The 17,249-nt window shown below is 67.8% G+C and carries 18 protein-coding genes; 4 read left to right on the top strand and 14 right to left on the bottom strand.

Annotated features, from left to right (window positions below):
- Positions 1-144: nitronate monooxygenase (locus tag ACAM49_RS31545; protein ID WP_369639208.1), on the bottom strand; the 144-nt coding region annotated here is incomplete at its 3' end.
- A gap of 55 nt (positions 145-199) precedes the next feature.
- Here ACAM49_RS31545 and ACAM49_RS31540 point away from each other — a divergent pair.
- The gene (locus ACAM49_RS31540) at positions 200-1,288 is read left to right on the top strand and encodes an ADP-ribosylglycohydrolase family protein (protein WP_369639207.1); all 1,089 of its coding nucleotides are present in this window, start codon (positions 200-202) and stop codon (positions 1,286-1,288) included.
- A gap of 76 nt (positions 1,289-1,364) precedes the next feature.
- Here ACAM49_RS31540 and ACAM49_RS31535 read toward each other — a convergent pair whose 3' ends face one another.
- From ACAM49_RS31535 to ACAM49_RS31505, 7 genes are read right to left on the bottom strand one after another with little or no spacing between them, the layout of a single operon-like run.
- The gene (locus ACAM49_RS31535) at positions 1,365-1,721 is read right to left on the bottom strand and encodes a metal-sulfur cluster assembly factor (RefSeq protein ID WP_369639206.1); all 357 of its coding nucleotides are present in this window, start codon (positions 1,719-1,721) and stop codon (positions 1,365-1,367) included.
- A gap of 3 nt (positions 1,722-1,724) precedes the next feature.
- The gene (gene sufU, locus ACAM49_RS31530) at positions 1,725-2,198 is read right to left on the bottom strand and encodes a Fe-S cluster assembly sulfur transfer protein SufU (RefSeq protein ID WP_369639205.1); all 474 of its coding nucleotides are present in this window, start codon (positions 2,196-2,198) and stop codon (positions 1,725-1,727) included.
- A gap of 3 nt (positions 2,199-2,201) precedes the next feature.
- Positions 2,202-3,455 (bottom strand): cysteine desulfurase, encoded by a 1,254-nt coding sequence (locus ACAM49_RS31525; RefSeq protein ID WP_369639204.1) that lies wholly within the window; start codon positions 3,453-3,455, stop codon positions 2,202-2,204.
- The gene (sufC, locus tag ACAM49_RS31520; protein WP_369639203.1) at positions 3,456-4,229 is read right to left on the bottom strand and encodes a Fe-S cluster assembly ATPase SufC; all 774 of its coding nucleotides are present in this window, start codon (positions 4,227-4,229) and stop codon (positions 3,456-3,458) included.
- 38 nt (positions 4,230-4,267) lie between these two features.
- Positions 4,268-5,446: a Fe-S cluster assembly protein SufD gene (gene sufD / locus ACAM49_RS31515; RefSeq protein WP_369639202.1), complete on the bottom strand. Its 1,179-nt coding sequence runs from the start codon at positions 5,444-5,446 to the stop codon at positions 4,268-4,270.
- A complete protein-coding gene (gene sufB / locus ACAM49_RS31510) occupies positions 5,446-6,882 on the bottom strand; it encodes a Fe-S cluster assembly protein SufB (RefSeq protein ID WP_369639201.1) in 1,437 nt (478 codons plus the stop codon). The genes sufD and sufB overlap by 1 nt, the downstream gene beginning before the upstream one ends.
- Positions 6,879-7,715, bottom strand: coding sequence for a helix-turn-helix transcriptional regulator (locus tag ACAM49_RS31505; RefSeq protein ID WP_369639200.1), 837 nt, complete (start codon positions 7,713-7,715; stop codon positions 6,879-6,881). Before ACAM49_RS31505 ends, sufB begins: the two co-directional genes overlap by 4 nt.
- Positions 7,716-7,864: 149 nt before the next feature.
- On the opposite strand from ACAM49_RS31505, the gene ACAM49_RS31500 reads away from it, so the two are divergent.
- Together ACAM49_RS31500 and ACAM49_RS31495 are read left to right on the top strand one after the other, a co-directional pair.
- Positions 7,865-8,689 carry an NAD(P)H-binding protein gene (locus tag ACAM49_RS31500; RefSeq protein WP_369639199.1) on the top strand — a complete coding sequence of 275 codons (825 nt, stop codon included), beginning with the start codon at positions 7,865-7,867 and terminating at the stop codon, positions 8,687-8,689.
- Between the two features lie 134 nt (positions 8,690-8,823).
- On the top strand, positions 8,824-9,837 hold the full coding sequence (locus ACAM49_RS31495; protein WP_369639198.1) for an LLM class flavin-dependent oxidoreductase: 1,014 nt from the start codon (positions 8,824-8,826) through the stop codon (positions 9,835-9,837).
- Here the strand turns inward: ACAM49_RS31495 and ACAM49_RS31490 are convergent.
- The 5 genes from ACAM49_RS31490 to ACAM49_RS31470 all read right to left on the bottom strand — a co-directional run bounded on the left by ACAM49_RS31490 (position 9,747) and on the right by ACAM49_RS31470 (position 15,391).
- Positions 9,747-11,009: a glycosyltransferase 87 family protein gene (locus ACAM49_RS31490; RefSeq protein WP_369639197.1), complete on the bottom strand. Its 1,263-nt coding sequence runs from the start codon at positions 11,007-11,009 to the stop codon at positions 9,747-9,749. The genes ACAM49_RS31495 and ACAM49_RS31490 overlap by 91 nt on opposite strands.
- A 113-nt stretch (positions 11,010-11,122) precedes the next feature.
- The gene (locus ACAM49_RS31485) at positions 11,123-11,692 is read right to left on the bottom strand and encodes a peptide deformylase (RefSeq protein ID WP_369639196.1); all 570 of its coding nucleotides are present in this window, start codon (positions 11,690-11,692) and stop codon (positions 11,123-11,125) included.
- Between the two features lie 43 nt (positions 11,693-11,735).
- Positions 11,736-13,478 carry a pyruvate dehydrogenase gene (locus ACAM49_RS31480; RefSeq protein WP_369639195.1) on the bottom strand — a complete coding sequence of 581 codons (1,743 nt, stop codon included), beginning with the start codon at positions 13,476-13,478 and terminating at the stop codon, positions 11,736-11,738.
- A 108-nt stretch (positions 13,479-13,586) separates the two neighbouring features.
- The gene (locus tag ACAM49_RS31475; protein WP_369639194.1) at positions 13,587-14,906 is read right to left on the bottom strand and encodes a deoxyribodipyrimidine photo-lyase; all 1,320 of its coding nucleotides are present in this window, start codon (positions 14,904-14,906) and stop codon (positions 13,587-13,589) included.
- 80 nt (positions 14,907-14,986) lie between these two features.
- Positions 14,987-15,391: a DoxX family protein gene (locus ACAM49_RS31470; RefSeq protein ID WP_369639193.1), complete on the bottom strand. Its 405-nt coding sequence runs from the start codon at positions 15,389-15,391 to the stop codon at positions 14,987-14,989.
- Positions 15,392-15,420: 29 nt separating this feature from the next.
- On the opposite strand from ACAM49_RS31470, the gene ACAM49_RS31465 reads away from it, so the two are divergent.
- Entirely contained in the window at positions 15,421-16,314 is an 894-nt protein-coding gene (locus tag ACAM49_RS31465; RefSeq protein ID WP_369639192.1) for a sigma-70 family RNA polymerase sigma factor, read from the top strand.
- On the opposite strand, the gene ACAM49_RS31460 is transcribed toward ACAM49_RS31465, so the two are convergent.
- Positions 16,304-17,249 (bottom strand): alcohol dehydrogenase catalytic domain-containing protein (locus ACAM49_RS31460; RefSeq protein WP_369639191.1); only part of this gene is annotated, 946 nt, incomplete at its 5' end. The two genes, ACAM49_RS31465 and ACAM49_RS31460, sit on opposite strands and share 11 nt — an antisense overlap.

Below are 17,249 nucleotides of genomic sequence, written 5' to 3'. Positions count from 1 at the left end.
GGAGCGCCCGCCCCCGACCAGCCCGAGCCCGCCACCCGCGGACACCGCGGCCGCCAACGCTCCACCGGCGATCCCACCCATCGGCGCGGACACGATCGGATGCGCGACACCCAGCAGGTCCGTGAAAACGGTCCGCAATGCCATGCACCCCAGCGTAACCGGGGCTGGCCGCCGCTCGTCTACGCAATAGGGTGGTGGGGTGGAAGATCATGAGCGGCTGTTCGATCGGGTTCGCGGGTCGATGCTGGGTGGGGCGGTCGGGGATGCGCTCGGGTGGCCTATCGAGTTCTTGTCGTTGGAGCAGATCCGGAAGCGATATGGGGCGGCCGGAGTTACGGGGTATCTGCCGGGCGCGATAGCGGGGGCGCCGCAGCAGATCACCGATGACACGCAGATGACGCTGTTCACCGCGGAGGGGTTGTTGCGGTGTCCGCGGGATACTGATCCGGCGCAGAGTTTGCGGCGGGCCTATCTGCGGTGGCGGGATACGCAGCAGCAGGAGAAGCCGTCCACGGAGCCGGATGGGTGGCTTGCGGGGCAGCGGTTCCTGTACGCGACGCGGGCTCCCGGGAACGCGTGTTTGACCGGGATGCGGCGGCAGGCCGAGAAGTATCTGCCCGCAGCGGAATTCGGGAAGCCGGGGCCGGTGAATCCGAATTCGAAGGGCTGCGGGACCGTCATGCGGTCGGCCCCGTTCGGGTTGGCCGGGTTCGGGCCGGACCGGGCTTTTCACTCCGCGATGCGTTCGGCTCAGCTGACCCACGGTCACCCGACCGGCTACCTCTCGGCGGGAGCGTTCGCGGTGATCATCGACAGTGTGCTCGCCGGTGCGGAGTTGCCGATCGCGGTGCGCGACACCATCGATCGCCTCACCACGATGCCCTCGGCCGCCGAAACGATCTCCGCGCTCTCCGCTGCCCTGGCGGTCGCCCACCTCGGCGACCCCACCCCGGAACGCCTGGAGATGATCGGGGCGGGCTGGTGCGCCGAGGAATGCCTCGCCATCGCCGTCTACTGCGCCCTGCACACCTACCGCACCGGCGACATCCGCTCCGGACTCCTATTGGCCGTCAACCACTCCGGCGACTCCGACTCCACCGGCGCGGTCGCGGGCAACCTGATCGGCGCGGTCCACGGCCTGCAAGCGCTCCCCATGGACTGGGTCGCCCCGCTCGAGGGCCGCGACGAATTGTTCCGGGTCGCAGACGATCTCGTCCTCAACTTCTTCTACAAGGACCGCTCCGACCTCGACACCCGCTACCCGCTCGATTCCTTCCTCACCGATTGATCGGCCCGAAAGCGCAGTGGGGACCGATCCGGATCGGATCGGTCCCCACCGCGAAACGGGTTGCGGTGCGCCGCGACTAGACGGTGAAGCCCAGGGCGCGGAGCTGTTCGCGACCGTCGTCGGTGATCTTGTCGGGACCCCACGGCGGCATCCAGACCCAGTTGATCTGGAGGTCCTCGGCCAGGCCCGAGCGCACCAGGGCGTTGCGGGACTGGTCCTCGATGACGTCGGTCAGCGGGCAGGCCGGGGAGGTCAGGGTCATGTCGAGTTTGGCGATGCCGTCCTCGAAGGTCATGCCGTAGACGAGGCCCAGGTCGACGACGTTGATCCCGAGTTCGGGGTCGACGACGTCGCGCATCGCCTCTTCCATATCGTCGAGGTGCTGGAGCTCCTCGGCGGTGAGTTCCTTGGGCTGCTGGTCGGTTTCGCTCATCTCTTACTCCCCGTTGCCCATCGGCTTCTTGGTCTCCTCCGCGGAGGCGATTCGTACTACGGCGTCCTTGAACGCCATCCAGCCCAGCAGGGCGCACTTCACGCGGGCAGGATACTTCGAGACGCCGGCGAAGGCGATACCGTCGCCGATCACGTCCTCGTCGCCCTCGAGGGTGCCGCGCGAGGTGATCATCTCGTCGAACGCCTCGACCACCTTCAGCGCCTGCTGCACCGGCAGGCCGATGACCTGGTCGGTGAGCACCGAGGTGGAGGCCTGGCTGATCGAGCAGCCCTGCCCGTCGTAGGACACGTCCTTCACATCGCCGTTGTCGTCGATGTGCACGCGCAAGGTCACCTCGTCACCGCAGGTCGGGTTGACGTGGTGCACTTCCGCGCCGAAGGGCTCGCGCAGCCCTCGGTGATGCGGGTGCTTGTAGTGGTCCAGGATGACTTCCTGGTACATCTGCTCCATGCGCATGGTCTATGCAACTCCGAAGAAGCTCTGGGCCTTCCGCACCGCGGCGACCAGCTGATCGACCTCGGCGACGGTGTTGTACACCGCGAAGGAGGCGCGAGCGGTCGCGGCGACACCGAAGTACCGGTGCAGCGGCCACGCGCAGTGGTGGCCGACGCGGATGGCGACGCCCTGATCGTCGAGGATCTGGCCGACGTCGTGGGCGTGAATGCCGTCCACCACGAACGACACCGCGCCACCGCGATTCACGTTCTCGGTCGGGCCGATGATGCGCACGCCCTCGATCGCGCCGAGACCCTCCAGGGCCGCGGACACGAGCGTGTGCTCGTGCGCCGCAACGGCTTCCATACCGATGTTACTCAGATACGCGACCGCGGCACCCAGGCCGATGGCCTGCGAGATCATCATCGAACCCGCCTCGAACCGCTGCGGCGGCGGGGCGAAGGTCGAGTGATCCATGTACACGGTCTCGATCATGGAGCCGCCGGTGACGAACGGCGGGGTCTCCTCGAGCAGCGCGCGGCGGCCGTACAGGACGCCGATGCCCGACGGGCCCAGCATCTTGTGCCCGGAGAAGGCGGCGAAGTCGACGCCCAGCTCCTTGAAGTCCACCGGCATGTGCGGCACCGACTGGCAGGCGTCGAGCACCACGAGCGCGCCGACTTCCTTTGCGCGGCGCACCAATTCGGCGACGTCCGCGACCGCGCCGGTCACATTGGACTGGTGGGTGAAGGCGACCACGCGGGTGCGCGGCGACAGCTCCAGCGAATCCAGATCGATGCGCCCGTCGTCGGTGATCCCGTACCACTTCAGGGTGGCGCCGGTGCGGCGCGCGAGCTCCTGCCACGGCACCAGATTCGCGTGATGCTCGAGCTCGGTGATGACGATCTCGTCCCCGGGCCCGACGCGATGCGGGAATCGGTCGTCGGAGAAGGCGTAGGCCACCAGGTTCAGCGACTCGGTCGCGTTCTTGGTGTACACGATCTCGTCCGCGCCGACGCCGACGAACGCCGCGATCGCCGCGCGCGCCGCCTCGTAGGCCTCATTGGCCTCCTCGGCGAGCTGGTGCGCGCTGCGATGCACGGCCGCGTTGTGCTCGAGCAGGAAGTTCCGCTCGGCGTCGAGCACCTGGAGAGGACGTTGCGACGTCGCACCGGAATCCAAGTACGCCAACGGTTTTCCGTCGCGCACGGTCCGGCTCAGGATCGGGAAGTCGGCCCGGATCCGAGCGACGTCGAGAGTCCCCACGGTGCTGGTCATTTAGGCTCCTACAGCTGCTGAGGTGAAGCGCACGTAGCCATTCGCGTCGAGTTCCTCGGCCAGTTCGGCGCCGCCCTCGGCGACGATCTTGCCGTTCACGAACACGTGGACGAAGTCGGGCTGGATGTAGCGCAGAATGCGGGTGTAGTGGGTGATCAGCAGGATGCCGCCGTTCTCCCGCTCCTTGTAACGGTTGACACCCTCGGAAACAATCCGCAGCGCGTCCACGTCGAGGCCGGAGTCGGTCTCGTCGAGGATGGCGATCTTCGGCTTGAGCAGGCTCAGCTGCAGGATCTCCTGGCGCTTCTTCTCACCGCCGGAGAAACCCTCGTTGACCGAACGGTCGCCGAACGCGGAGTCGATCTCCAGCTCGGCCATGGACTCCTTGACTTCCTTGACCCAGGTACGCAGCTTGGGCGCCTCGCCGCGGATGGCGGTGGCGGCGGTGCGCAGGAAGTTGGAAACCGAGACGCCGGGAACCTCGACCGGGTACTGCATGGCCAGGAACAGGCCCGCACGCGCGCGCTCGTCGACCGACATCTCCAGCACGTCCTCACCGTCGAGGGTGATCGAACCCTGGGTGACGGTGTACTTGGGGTGCCCGGCGATGGCGTAGGACAGGGTCGACTTGCCGGAGCCGTTGGGGCCCATGATCGCGTGGGTCTCGCCCGACTTGATGGTCAGGTTCACGCCCTTGAGGATCTTGATGGGCTCGCCGGTCTCGTCCGGGTTGGCGACCTCGACGTGCAGGTCCTTGATTTCCAGGGTGGTCATCGGATTTCGGATTCCTTTGCGGGATGGGAAAGTTCGGGTCAGACGCCGACAGCGGCGAGTTCGGCCTCGATGGCCGCCTCGAGCCGCTCCCGGACCTCGGGGACGGTGATCTTCTGCAGGATCTCGAAGAAGAAGCCGCGCACCACCAGACGGCGGGCGACCTCCTCCGGGATGCCGCGCGAACGCAGGTAGAACAGCTGCTCGTCGTCGAAACGACCGGTCGCGGCGGCGTGCCCGGCGCCGACGATCTCGCCGGTCTCGATCTCCAGGTTCGGCACCGAGTCGGCGCGCGCGCCGTCGGTGAGCACCAGGTTGCGGTTCACCTCGTAGGTGTCGGTGCCCTCGGCCGCGGCGCGGATGAGGACGTCGCCGACCCACACGGTGTGCGCGTCCGGCTTGTCCGAGGTCGGATCACCCTGCAGCGCACCCTTGTACTGCACATTCGACTTGCAGTTGGGCTGCGAGTGATCGACCAGCAGACGCTGCTCGAAGAACTGGCCGTCATCGGCGAAGTACACGCCCAGCAGCTCGGCGTCGCCGCCGGGACCCGCGTAGCGGACATTGCCGGTCAGGCGCACCACATCGCCACCGAGGGTGACATTGGTGTGGCGCAGGGTGGCGTCGCGGCCCAGCTTGGCGTGGTGCGCGGTGACGTGCACGGCGTCATCGGCCCAGTCCTGCACCACGATCACGTTCAGCGCGGCGCTGTCGCCGAGGATGAATTCCACGTTCTCGGCGTAGGTTCCGCTGCCCTTCTGGTCGATGACCAGGGTGGCGCGGGCGAAATTGCCCAGGCGGATCTGCAGGTGCCCGTAGGCGGTCCTGCCCTCGCCCGGACCGGTGATGGTGACCGTAACCGGCTCGGCCACTTCGGTTTCCGCGGCGACCGACACGACGGTCGCCTGCTCGAAACCGGAGTACGCCTGCGCGGCAACACGATCGGTGGGGGTGCCGCCCTGGCCCAGGCGGGCGTCGGTGCGGTCCACGGTCTCGGCGGTGACGCCGGCGGGCGCGCTCACCTCGACGGTGGCCTGCCCGTCCCGCACGGCGGTGCCGTCGTGCAGGCCGTTCAGGCGACGCATCGGGGTGAAGCGCCACGCCTCGTCACGACCCGAGGGAATCTCGAAGGCGTTCACATCAAAAGAAGCGAACACCTCGCCCTTGTTCAGGGCGGGGGTACGAGCCTCAGCGGCCTCGGCAACGTTCTCGACGGCCATCAGCCGACGGCTCCTTCCATCTGCAGTTCGATCAGGCGGTTCAGCTCCAGGGCGTACTCCATCGGGAGCTCCTTGGCGATCGGCTCCACGAAGCCGCGCACCACCATCGCCATGGCCTCGTCCTCGGTGAGACCGCGGCTCATCAGGTAGAACAGCTGATCCTCGGACACCTTCGAGACGGTCGCCTCGTGGCCCATGGTCACGTCGTCCTCGCGGATGTCGACGTAGGGGTAGGTGTCGGAGCGGCTGATCGTATCGACAAGCAGCGCATCACACTTCACGGTCGACTTGGACGCGTAGGCGCCCTTGTTGACCTGCACCAGACCGCGGTAGGAGGCACGGCCACCGCCGCGCGCCACCGACTTGGAGATGATGTTGGAGGAGGTGTGCGGCGCCAGGTGCAGCATCTTCGCGCCGGTGTCCTGGTGCTGGCCCTCACCGGCGAACGCGATGGAGAGCACCTCGCCCTTGGCGTACTCGCCGGTCATCCACACGGCCGGGTACTTCATGGTGACCTTGGAGCCGATATTGCCGTCGACCCATTCCATGGTCGCGCCCGCCTCGGCCTTGGCGCGCTTGGTCACCAGGTTGTAGACGTTGTTCGACCAGTTCTGGATCGTGGTGTAGCGGCAGCGGCCGCCCTTCTTCACGATGATCTCGACCACCGCGGAGTGCAGCGAATCCGAGGAGTAGATCGGCGCGGTACAACCCTCGACGTAGTGGACGTAGGCGTCCTCGTCGACGATGATCAGCGTCCGCTCGAACTGACCCATGTTCTCGGTGTTGATGCGGAAGTACGCCTGCAGCGGGATGTCAACGTGCACGCCCGGCGGCACGTAGATGAACGAACCACCCGACCACACAGCGGAATTCAGCGCGGAGAACTTGTTGTCACCCGAGGGGATGACCGAGCCGAAGTACTTCTGGAACAGCTCCGGGTGCTCCTTGAGACCGGTGTCGGTGTCGAGGAAGATGACGCCCTGCTTCTCCAGGTCCTCACGGATGGAGTGGTAGACGACCTCGGACTCGTACTGCGCGGCGACACCGGCGACGAGGCGCTGCTTCTCCGCCTCCGGGATGCCCAGCTTGTCGTAGGTGTTCTTGATGTCCTCGGGCAGATCCTCCCAGGAAGCGGCCTGCTTCTCCGAGGAGCGCACGAAGTACTTGATGTTGTCGAAGTCGATGCCCTCGAGGTTGGAGCCCCAGTTCGGCATGGGCTTCTTGTCGAAGATGCGCAGCGCCTTGAGGCGGAAGTCGAGCATCCATTCGGGCTCGCTCTTCTTGGCCGAGATGTCGCGCACGACCTCCTCGGACAGGCCGCGCTTGGCACTGGCACCGGCGACATCCTTGTCGGCCCAGCCGTACCCGTACTTACCCAGGGACGCGATGGTCTCTTCCTGGGTCAGCGGCTGCACCTGGTCGGTGGTCGTCGTCATTCGGCACTCCTTCCGGAGTCGTGTGTAGAAGTCGTTGCGGGCTGTGCAACGAGGGGTTGTGCGGACTTCTGTTGGGCGATATTCGGTTTGGGGGCCACGAGCGGGACGTGGGTGGTGCAGGCGCAGTCGCCGTTGGCGATGGTCGCCAGGCGTTGCACATGGGTTCCGAGAATCTCTCGGAAGGCTTCGAGCTCGGCCGCGCACAGCTCCGGGAATTCCTCGGCGACATGCGAAACCGGGCAGTGATGCTGGCAGATCTGTACGCCCGCACCGACTTTCCGGGTCGAGGCCGCGAATCCGGCCTCGGTGAACGCTTCCGCGATCTCCTCGGCCTTGGCCTCGGTCTCGGCCGGGGTATGCCCGGCGAGCTCGCCGACCCCGGCCACGATGGCCTGGACGCGCTTGCGCGCGAAATCGGTGATGGCTTGGTCGCCACCGAGCTCCCGGATCTGCCGCATGGCGGCACCGGCGAGGTCATCGTAGGCGTGGCCGAGTTTGCCCCGGCCGGTGGCCGTCAGCTGGAACTGCTTGGCGGGACGCCCGCGGCCCTTCTGCTGCCAGGGCGCGGACCGGGTGGCCCGCGCCTCACCGGATTCGATGAGCGCGTCGAGATGCCGGCGCACCCCGGCCGGACTCAGGCCGAGCCGCTCGCCGATGGCGGTCGCGGTGATCGGCCCCTCCTCCAGCAGGAGTTTGATGACGGCTTCCCGGGTATGACCCTCACCCGCCGGTCCGGAGGCAGCAGCGGACCGGGCACCCGCATTCTGGTGCCCGGTCTGTTGCGCATTCCGCAAACCCACGGTTTTCACAACACAAGTGTGACGGAATTCCATTCCTCGATCCAGTAAGGGTTCCCTGACCTGATCTTCGCGACCTGGGACGATGCACTCGGGTGTGAGCTGGACCACGATATATCCAGGACGTTCCGGAAATTCCGCCCGCTGGGGGTGGGTTTCGGAAAGGCGTGAACAGTGTGCTTGTAGTGGGTGCGACGGGAAACGTCGGACGGCAGGTTGTCGCCCAACTGGCCGCAGAGGGGGTCGCGACGAGAGCGCTGGCTCGGGATCCGGGGGCCACGAGGTTTCCGGCGGGGGTCGAGGTCGTGCGCGGGGATCTGAGCGAGCCGGAGTCGCTGGCGGCGGCCGCGGAGGGGGTCGAGGCCGTCTTCCTGGTGTGGCCCTTCCATGGCACCGAGGGTGCGGCCCAAGTGCTGAAGGCACTGGGCGCTCATGCGCAGCGCATCGTCTATCTGTCGTCGACGACGGTGAACGACGAAGGGCCGCAATCGGATCTGATTCCGGAGCGGCACGCCGAGATGGAGGCGTTGCTCGAGTCGTCGGGGGTGCCGTGGACGGTGCTGCGGGCAGACACCATCGCGTCGAACGCGCTGGGCTGGGCGGGGCAGATTCGCGCGGGCGATGTGGTGCGCGGGACCGAGGTCGCGCCGACGGCGGTCGTACACGAGGGCGATATCGCCTCGGTGGCGGTCCGGCTGTTGACCGATCACTCGCATACGTGGCGCAAATACCTCGTGACGGGGCCGCGCGTGGTGAGTCGAGACGATCAGGTGCAGGCGATCGCCGAGGTGCTGGGTCGTCCGCTGCGGTTCGAGGCGCTGCCGCTGGAGGTGGCGCGCGAGTCGATGACGACCGCGGGGCTGCCCGTGGCGTTGATCGAAACCTTGCTTTCGATGGCCGAATTCCGGCCGCGCTCGGACCTGATCACGACGACCGTCGAGGACCTCACCGGGCGTCCGGCCCGCGATGTCCGGGACTGGGCTGCCGAGCATGTGGAGGATTTCCGGTAGCGGACCGGTCGCTGACGGGCGGTTCTGGTCGTGCGGGCATAAGTTCGATGCCAATCGAATTGTCATTGGGGGGTGGGTGTCATAGCGCCCGCCCGACAGACAACGACAGCCGATTCATGAAAGCCGGTGCCAGCATGCCCGTCGCACTGTCCGTTCTCGATCTCGCCGCCATCGCGCCCGGGCAGACCGCGCGCGACAGCTTCCACAACAGCGTCGCGCTGGCCCGGGCGGCGGAACGCAGTGGGTACGAGCGGGTTTGGTACGCCGAGCACCACAACATGGGGTCGATCGCGTCCAGTGCGACCAGCGTGCTGATCGGGTACGTGGCGGCCAATACCGAGTCCATCCGGCTGGGTGCGGGCGGGATCATGCTGCCCAATCATTCGCCGCTGGTGATCGCCGAGCAGTTCGGGACACTGGAATCGCTGTTCCCGGGGCGTATCGATCTGGGGCTGGGCCGGGCGCCGGGCAGTGATCAGGAGACGATGCGGGCCTTGCGGCGCACGCCGTCGTCGTCGGATTCGTTCCCGCAGGATGTGCTCGAGTTGCAGGGGTATCTGACCGGCAATTCGGTGATTCCGGGGATCAAGGCGGTGCCGCGCGCGGAAGGGGTTGTGCCGCTCTACATTCTGGGGTCGTCGCTGTTCGGGGCGCAGCTGGCGGCGCATCTGGGCCTGCCGTATGCGTTCGCCTCGCATTTCGCGCCCGATGCGCTGCACCAGGCGGTGCGCGCGTATCGGGACGGGTTCCGGCCGTCGGAGCAGTTGGCCGAACCGTATGTGATCGCGGGCGTGAATGTGTTCGCGGCCGAGGATCGCGAGCACGCCGAGGAGCAGAAGACGATCTCCTACCGGGCGCGGACGCGGGCGTTCATCAAGCGCGGGGCAGCGGGGATGGACTTCTCCGATGAGGAGATCGACGCCTTCCTGGCCTCGCCCAATGGCCGGCACCTGGCCAGGATGACCACTTACACCGCGGTCGGCACACCGGCCGAAGTCGCTGCCTACCTGGAGGATTTCGCCGCCGATGTCCAGGCCGACGAACTCATCACGGCGCATCACGCCCAGAACATCGACGACCGGGTGCGCTCGGTGGAGTTGACCGCCAGCGCGGTGGCGGCGAACAGTGCCAGGGTGAGCCAGATGTAGGCATTCCGGTTGACGAGGGCGAGCAGACCGTGGTCGGGATAGTAGAGGAAGCTCGTGTGGGGCACGCCGACCAGAACCAGGAAACCACCTGAGCTGACGACGAATACAGCGAGCACGACAGCGGCGGTCGCCAGGGACCGCCGCTGATACGCCAGGTGGACCAGATAGATCAGCAACGGTGCCAGCCACACCCAGTGGTGGACCCAGCTGAACGGTGACACGACGGTACTGGTCAGGCCGCAGAGCACGACCGCGGGCAGTTCTCGCCCGGTTCCGGAGAGGCGGCGGGCCAGTCCCAGGCCGAGGGCGGCGATGACGAGAGCCGCGGCGAGCCATAGCAATTGGATTCCGCCGCCCGTGCCCAACGAGCGGGCGAGCCCGCCGCGCAAGGTCTCGTTCTCCGGGTTGATCGGAACCCCGACCCGGGAGGGATCGACGAACCCGCCCGCCCAGAAGGTCAGCGAATCCCGAGGTAGCACAGCGAATCCCAGCACGATCGTGGCGACCAGGGCCGCGGTCGCCGTGGCGGCCGCGCGAAACCGGCGGGTCACCAGCAAATAGAGGATGCAGAAGCCCGGAGTCAGTTTGATTCCCGTCGCGATGCCGGTCCCGATGCCTTTGAGACGCGAGGAATCCGGCAGGGCCATATCCGCCAGGACGAGCAGCAGGAGCAGGATGTTGATCTGCCCGAACGCCAGCGTCTGCCGGATCGGCAGGCACAACAGCAGCAGTGCGGCGGCGGCCGGGCCGACGATCAGCATCCGCCCGTCGCGCCGATACCCGAGCATCCAGACCGTCAGCCACACCGACCCGGTGAGCATGGCGAAATTCCCGAGCCCGCCGACCCAGGTGAACACCGAACCGTGCAGACCCGCCAGGGGTGTCAGCAGCAGCGCCGCGAACGGGGTGTAGACGAACTCCCAGTTCCCGCGCACGTGCCCGCGCAAGGGTGTGTCGTACACCGAAACGCCGTGCACCACACGGTCCGCCGCGATCCGATAGACGTCGAGGTCCACCAGGTGCAGCATGTCCGGCAGGGATACCACCGCATCGTGGATCCACAGCGCCCCGGACAGCGCACCCAGCACCGCCACCAGCCACACCACGACCAGCGGAATCGAGCGCCGCTGGGACGCTTCCCGATTCGCTGCCGCCCCATCGATGGTCGGCATACCCGCCCCCGAGCTCCCGGTTCCGAATTCCGCCTCACCGTAGTGAGCGGGCCGGGCCGAGCGCGTGCCCCAAATTATAAGTGCTTGTGTTTCAGATCAGTGTGTGGCGGTTCCTAGCCGTGGAAAGGGTCCACGTCCTGGCCCGGGAGCCAGGAGCGACCCGGTTCCGTCCAGCCATTGGCCTTGACCATCTTCTTGGCCGCGCGCTGATTCCGACCGATAAGGCGGTCTAGGTAGAGGTGGCCGCGCAGGTGGTCGGTCTCGTGCTGCAGGCAGCGGGCCAGATAGCCCGTGCCCTCGACCGAGACGGGCTGATTGTGGATATCGACGCCGGTGACCTTGGCCCAGTCGGCACGGCCGGTCGGGAACCACTCCCCCGGCACCGACAGGCAGCCTTCGGTGTCGTCGTCCGGGTCGGGCATGGTTTCGGGGATCTCGGAGGTCTCGAGCACGGGATTGATGACGTAACCGCGCTGGCGGCCATCGGCATTCACCAGGTCGTAGATGAAAACCGCACGCGGATCACCGATCTGGTTGGCGGCCAGGCCCGCGCCCCGGGCCGCGGTGTTCGTCTCGAACAGGTCCTCGACGAAAGCGGCCAGCTCGTCATCGAATTCGGTCACGGGCACGGCCGGGGCGGACAGTCGGGGGTCACCGCAGATCAGGATCGGACGAATAGCCATGCATTATTTGTCCCAGAAGGGTGCCGGACGGTTGCCGCCGGGGTCAGGGTCGCGGAATATTGCGCAGGTTGGAGCGGGCCATATCGATCATGCGGCCGACGCCGCCGGCCAGCACGATCTTGCCCGCGGCCAGCGCGAACCCCTTCACCTGCGCGGCGTCGATCTTGGGCGGCAGGGACAGGGCGTTGGGGTCGGTGACCACGTCGACCAGCATCGGCCCGGCGGCCTCGAACGCCTTGCTCAGGGCCGCGCGCACTTCGGTGGGGTCGGTGACGCGGATCGACGGAATGCCCACGGCCTGCGCGATATCCGCGTAGTTCACCGGTTCCTGGTCGGTGCCGTAGTCGGGCAGGCCGTCGACCAGCATCTCGAGTTTCACCATGCCGAGGGTGGAGTTGTTGAACACCACGATCTTCACCGGCAGGCGGTGCCGCCACACGGTGAGCAGTTCGCCCATGAGCATGGCCAGGCCGCCATCACCGGAGATCGAGATCACTTGCCGCCCAGGGAAAGCCGTCTGCGCGCCGATGGCGTGCGGGAGCGCGTTGGCCATGGTGCCGTGCCGCCAGGAGCCGATGATGCGGCGGCGTCCGTTGGGGTTGATGTAGCGCGCCGCCCAGACATTGCACATACCGGTGTCGACGGTGAAAACCGCGTCGTCATCGGCGATTTCGTCGATGAGCGAGGCGACGAATTCGGGGTGGATGGGGGTGTGGTGCTCGATGTCGCGGGTGTAGGCGTCGACCACGTGCTCGAGGGCGGAGGCGTGGCGGCGCAGCATGTCGTCGAGGAAGGCGCGGCTCGGCTTCTGGTGCAGCAGCGGCAGCACCGCGTCGATGGTCGCGGCGACATCGCCATTGACGGCGATATCGATGGCGGCGCGGCGGCCGAGGTGGGCGGGATCGCGGTCGATTTGCGCGATGCGGCCGTCCTGCGGGAGGAAGGTGTCGTAGGGGAAGTCGGTGCCTAGCAGGACCAGCAGATCGGCCTCGTGGGTGGCCTCGTAGGCCGCGCCGTAGCCGAGCAGGCCGCTCATGCCGACGTCGTAGGGGTTGTCGAATTGGATCCACTCCTTGCCGCCGAGCGCGTGCCCGATGGGCGAGTGCAGCCGGTCGGCCAGGGCCATGACCTTGTCGTGCGCGCCGCGAACGCCCGCGCCCGCGAACAGGGTGACGCTGTCGGCGTCGTTGATGGCCTCGGCGAGCCGGTCCACCTGGTCGGCGGGCGGGACCAGGGTCGCGGGTTCGGAGACGAGATCCGCGCTCCAGCCGCGGTTTTCGGAGTCGGCGCTGAGCACGTCACCGGGCAGCACCAGCACCGAGACGCCGTGCCGTCCCAGTGCGGTCTGCATCGCGATGTAGGTCAGCCGGGGCATCTGCTCGGGGGTGCTGATCATTTCGCAGAAGTGGCTGCATTCCACGAACAGTCGCTCGGGGTGGGTTTCCTGGAAGAAGCCGGTGCCGATCTCGCGGCTCGGGATGTGCGAGGCGATAGCCAGTACCGAGGCGCCGTTGCGGTGCGCGTCGTAGAGTCCCTGGATCAAGTGGGTGTTGCCGGGTCCGCAGCTGGCCGCGCAGACCGCGAGCCGCCCGGTGAGCAGCGACTCCGCGCCCGCCGCGAAGGCCGCGCTCTCCTCATTGTGGCAATGCACCCAGTCGATGCCCTCGGTCCGCCGCAGCGCATCGGTGAACGGGTTCAAACTGTCCCCCACCAGGCCGTATACCCGCTGCACCCCGGCGGCGACCAAGGCATCGACCAACTGGCTGGCGACCGAATTCCGACCCATGACGCTCCGTTCGCAGTGCCGAGACCGAACATGACCGACCGTCGCACCGTAACCCACCCCGAGACGCGCATTGCCGAATTGTTGCCAGACCGCGACGCGGAGTGCGCCTCACATGCCGTTGAACTCGACCAGCGGGGGCGGGTAGCCGGGGACGGGAGGGGCTGCGCGCCAAGGCGTGTGGATGCGGGCGCCGGGGAGGTGGGCGAGTTCGGGGATCCAGCGGCGGACGTAGTCGCCGTCCGGATCGAAGCGTTCGGCCTGACGCAGCGGGTTGAGGATGCGATTGGGGCGGGTATCGGTGCCGGTGCCCGCGGCCCACTGCCAGTTCATTTGATTGTTGGCGATATCGCCGTCGACGAGCCAGGTCAGGAAGTGATCCGCGCCGAGCCGCCAGTCCACGCCCAGCGATTTGGTGAGGAAGCTCGCGGTCAGTAGGCGGGCGCGCCCGGGTATCCAGCCCTGTGCGCGCAGTTGCCGCATGGCGGCGTCGATCACCGGGTAGCCGGTGCGGCCGTCTTGCCAGGCGGCGAAGGCGTGCGGGTCGGCGCGCGGCGGGGTGGCGCGCGGGCGGAAGTCGGTGTGGGCGAGTTCGGGTCGGGCCGCCAGAATCTGGTGGTGGAAGTCGCGCCAGGCCAGCTGGCGGGCGAAGGCTTCACCGCCGGGGGTGGCCAGGTCGGTGCGGCGCACCACCTCGCCCGGCGACAGGCAGCCGAAGTGGAGGTAGGGCGAGAGACCGGAGGTCGCGCCCGCCAGGTTGTCGCTGTCGGTGTGGTAGGTGGCCACGGGTCCGGAGAGCCACTCGCGCAATAGTTTTCGGCCGGTCCGCTCGCCGCCGACGGACAGCTCGGGTGAGGTCGGCTCGGTACACAGGTCGGTGTGGGCGGGCAGGGGCGTTCCCTCGACGGCCGGGCCGGTAAGACTGCGCGGGCGGGCAGCTTCGGGACGCAGCGGTGTTTCGAGCCAGCGGCGGAAATACGGTGTGAAGACAGCGAAATGGGCACGTCCGGTGGCGGGACGCAAATCCGCGGGATCGACGACGGTGATCGACGCCGGATGCACGATCAGGCGGCAGCCCAACTCACCAGCCCGGGTGCGCAACTCGCGTTCTCGAATTCGGCTGTAGCGGCTGACATCCGCGGCGATGTGCACGGTGCTCGCGCCGGTTTCGGCGATCACCCGCGCCACCTCCGCCACGACGGGGCCCCGCCGCAGCACCAATGGCGTTCCGAGCGAGCGCAATTCGGCATCCAGGTCGGCGAGCGCCGCCGTCAGGAAGCGAAGCCGATTGGGCGCGAGCGGAGCCCGCTCGATGATGCCGGGATCCAGCACGAACAGCGGCACCACGGCACCGTCCGCGGCGGCCGCCGCCAGCAGCGGGTTGTCGTGCACCCGCAGGTCACGGGTGAACAGGGCGATCGCCACCTGCATCGAGCACTCGCTTTCGGAGAAGGTCGAGGGCACACGCGCGGTCGTTCGGGAAGATCAGGCGCACAAATCTAGCAGCGCCGTCAATGGGTGCGGCGATCGTCCGGGCGGGTGGCCCAGGAGGCGGCGGTGAGCAGCGCGAAGACGATGAGGATGTAGACCTCGCCGAGCTTGACACCCGTGGTCAGGTGCGAGGCGATGGCGCCGGAGTAGACGAAAAACGCTCCGGCGTAAGCCCATTCCTTGACCAGGGCGAACCGCGGGACGACCAGCGCCACCGCGCCGAGTAGTTTCCAGACGCCCAAGATCACCAGGAAGTAGGTCGGATACCCCAGCGGGATGATCACGTCCCGGGCCTGCGGGACCCGGGCGACATCCCAGTAGCCGCCGACGGCCAGCTCGAGGACTACCAGCGCGGTGGTGATCCAGTAGGTATAGACGACCGCGCGGTCGGGAACGATTCGTGTCAGCATGGTTTCTGTAGTCATGACACTGTGACGTTCGGCAGGCGTGAAGTATGTCCGACAATGACTCGGGCTCCCCGGCGGAGCGTTTCGAGCGGCGGCGCGGACGGCTGACCGCCATCGCCTTCCGGATGCTCGGGGCCTCGGGGGAGGCCGAGGACGCGGTGCAGGAGACGTGGGTGCGGTTGAGCCGCACCGATATCGGGGAGATCCGGAATCTGGACGGGTGGCTGACCACGGCGTTGTCGCGGATCTGCCTGGACGGGCTGCGGGCTCGGGAGGTCAAGCAGGAGTATCCGCTGGGAAGCTTTGTGCCCGAAGTGCTTCCCTGTGCTCCGGTCGGCGGGCCGGAGGAGCGGGCCGTGCTGACCGAGGACATGGAACGGGCGGTGCTGGTCCTCATGCATCGGCTGCATCCGGCCGAGCGGGTCGCGTTCGTGCTGCACGACATGTTCGAGGTGCCGTTCTACGAGATCGCCGAGATCCTGGATCGGTCGCCGAACGCGGCGCGGCTGCTGGCCAGCAAGGCGCGGCATCGGGTGGTCGGCGAGACGGATGCGCTGCGGCCGGACACGTTGCGTGAGCACCGGATCGTGCGGGCGTTCCTGGCGGCGGTGCGGGCCGCCGATATCGAGGCCGTGGTGCGGGTGCTCGCGGCCGACATCACGGTGTCCGCCGACGCGGCGGCCGCGCCCGGCTCGGTGGCGATCACCGCGGAGGGCACGCGGATCGTGGCGCGACTGGCGGCCGGATTCGCCCAGCGCGTCGATTTCGCGGCGGTGGTGCTGGTCGACGGTCGACCGGGAGCGCTGGTGGCACCGGCCGGGCAGGCGCCGACGGTGCTGGCCTTCACCATCGAAGGCGAAAAGATCACCCGCGTCGACGTCATCGGCGAGCCGGAGACCTTGGCGCGGCTGGCACTGACGGTTCCCGAACTCAGCGTGTAGCAACCAGTTTGACCGGGCCGTCGAGCAGTGCGTCGATCGAGTCCTCCCAGGCCACGGTGCGCGTGGTGACCACGGCGGGATCGAAGCGGCCCGTCGCGACGAGGTCGAGGACCTCCGGGATGACCGGGCGGACGTGGGCGCGGCCCGTGTGGAAAGTGCAACAGCGCGAATACATTTCGAGCATCGGAAGCGCGACATCCTGGGTCTGGACGCTCACGCTGGTGCAGACGCCGTCGTTGGCGGTGGCCCGGATCGCGGCGACCAGCGCCTTCGAGCCACCCGCGGCCTCGACGGTGATGGGGAAGCGGCCCACTCGCTCGGTGGGTTTGCCCTCGATGGGTTCGGCGCCGAGTTTGGCCGCGATGGCGAGTCTTTCGGGGTCGGTGTCGAGGTAGACGGCGCGGGCCGAACCGAGCGCGTATGCCAGGCCGGCCGCGTAGAGGCCGATCGAGGCGGCCGCGGGGCCACCCAGCACGAGCACCTCCGCGCCCGGGAAATCGGCCAGCTGCGGGGCCACGGTGCGGTACGCGTCGGCGATATTGTCGCTGGCACTGGCCACGGCGGCGGGGGCGACGCCCGCGGGCAGCGGGACCAGCATGGCGTCGGCGTGCGGGACCAGCGTCAGATCCGACCAGAGGCCACCCCAGTGCACGCCGCCCATCGGGCCCAGCCCGTAGGTGGACATGAACGGGTGGGCGGTGCAGTTGCCGGTGCGGCCGCGCAGACAGGAATCGCAGGCGCCGCAGGAGATTTGGAAGGGGACGACGACCTTGTCGCCCGGGCGGACGGTCGTGACGGCGTCGCCGACGGCGGTCACCTCGGCGACGCCCTCGTGGCCGAAGGGATAGGGGCCTTGCAGTGGGAAGCGGCCCTGGATGACGGCGGGATCGATATCGCAGGTCGCCACCGCGATCGGGCGGACCAGGGCCTGGTCG

Source organism: Nocardia sp. JMUB6875 (assembly GCF_041154655.1).
Taxonomy (GTDB): Bacteria; Actinomycetota; Actinomycetes; order Mycobacteriales; family Mycobacteriaceae; genus Nocardia.
Note: the sequence above shows the minus strand (reverse complement) of the source record. Positions and strands in the feature narration are given on the sequence as shown.